This window comes from Streptomyces sp. NPDC032472, assembly GCF_040636955.1.
In the GTDB taxonomy this organism is placed as follows: Bacteria; Actinomycetota; Actinomycetes; order Streptomycetales; family Streptomycetaceae; genus Streptomyces.
In genome coordinates this window covers 1-1,723 of record NZ_JBEZVK010000196.1, presented here as the reverse complement: position 1 = coordinate 1,723, position 1,723 = coordinate 1, and the positions used below count along the sequence as shown (strand labels likewise).

At 74.8% G+C, this 1,723-nt stretch carries 2 protein-coding genes; both read left to right on the top strand.

Annotated elements, in window-relative coordinates:
- Nucleotides 1-138: 138 nt before the first annotated feature.
- The gene (locus tag AB0F11_RS38130) at nucleotides 139-987 is read left to right on the top strand and encodes a MerR family transcriptional regulator (RefSeq protein WP_362184458.1); all 849 of its coding nucleotides are present in this window, start codon (nucleotides 139-141) and stop codon (nucleotides 985-987) included.
- The coding region (locus tag AB0F11_RS38125; protein ID WP_362184456.1) for a glycosyltransferase at nucleotides 950-1,723 on the top strand (774 nt) is incomplete at its 3' end. The genes AB0F11_RS38130 and AB0F11_RS38125, both read left to right, overlap by 38 nt.

The following is a 1,723-nucleotide window of genomic DNA, read 5'->3' as shown; positions in this document are numbered from 1 at the left end:
CCCGTCACGGGTTCTGCTACGGGGTACTGTCCACGCTCCGTGCCCGAAAAGCCGCCAGGCACGCCCGGCGACCGCCGGCCGGGTTGACCCTCCCCTTGCGTCAGGGTTGAGGCTGGGGACGAACGAAAGGGCAGGTCCATGGGATACACCGTGGGTCAGGTCTCGGCCTTCGCCGGGGTGACCGTACGCACGCTGCACCACTACGACAGGACGGGACTGCTCTCGCCCGGTGACCGCAGCCGGGCCGGCTACCGCCGCTACGACGACGCCGACCTCGCGCGGCTCCAGCAGATCCTGTTCTACCGCGAACTGGGCTTCCCCCTTGAGGAGATCGCCGAGATCCTCGCGGACCCGCAGGCGAACGCGCTGGAGCACCTGCGGGCCCGGCAGCGGCAACTGGCCGAGGAGATCGGCCGGCTGCAGCGGCTGGCCGAGGTGGCCGAGCGGGCGATCGAGGTCCAGCAGACCGGCGTGTCCCTGACGCCGGAGGAGCGCTTCGAGGTTTTCGGCGAGATCGCCTTCGACCTCACCTACGCCACCGACGCGCAGCTGAAGTGGCAGGACTCCGCGGGACACCGGGAGGCCATGGCCCGGGCGTCCGCCCACACCAAGGAGGACTGGACCCGGCTCATGGGCGAGGCCGCCGCCTGGCGGGCCGAGCTGCTCGCCGCCTTCGACGACGGCGAACCCGCCGACGGGGAACGGGCCATGGACCTCGCAGAGGAGCACCGGCTGCACGTGACCCGCTGGTTCACGCCCTGCCCGCCCGACATGCACCGGCGCATCGCCGAGGACTTCGCCGCCGACCCCCGCGCCTTCGCCCTCGTCGTGCCGCCGTCGCAGCAGCGCCCGGACCTGGCCGCCTATCTGGCCGGGGCGGTGCACGCCAATGCGTCCCGCCGCGGCGGCGCCGCCGCATCCGTACCGACCGAACCACTGAGGAAGACCGATGAGAATCCTGATCGCCACGGCCGGGTCGCGCGGTGACGTCGCGCCGTACACCGGGCTGGGCGCCGCCCTGCTCCGCGCCGGGCACGAGGTCGCCCTCGCCGCCACGGAGGCCTTCGCTCCCCTGGCCGAGGAGGCCGGGCTTGAGTTCCGGCGGCTGCCCGCGGACCCCCGGGCACACGGCGGCGCCCGGTCCCGGCGCGAACTCCTGGGGGCCGCCTCCGCGTTCATGACCGACCTGGGCGAGGGGTTCGCCGGCGCCGTGGCCGAGGGCACCGACCTGCTCCTGCTGTCGACGACCACCGCCCCGCTCGGCTGGCACGTCTCGGAGGCCACCGGGATACCGAGCCTGGGGGTGTACCTCCAGCCCACCGCCCCGACCGGCGATTTCGCCCCGACCGTGATGGGGACCCGGTCGCTGGGCCGGTTCGGCAACCGCGCCGCCGGGCGGTTCGCCCTGCGCATGGCGGACCGGGTCTTCGAGCCGGCGGTGGCGCGGCTGCGCGACCGTCTGGAGCTGCCTGCGCTGCCCTCCGTACGGATGCGCCGGCGGCAGGAGCGGGCCGGCTGGCCCGTCCTGCACGGCTTCAGCACGGCGCTCCTGCCGCGCCCGTCCGACTGGGCGGCCGGGCTGGAGGTGACCGGCGCCTGGTGGCCGTACGTCGAGCCGGACGCGCAACTGCCCGCGGTCCTGGAGGACTTCCTCGCGGCCGGGCCGCGGCCGGTCCTCGTCGGCTTCGGCAGCATGGCCGCCGGGGAGGGCGAGCGCCTCGGC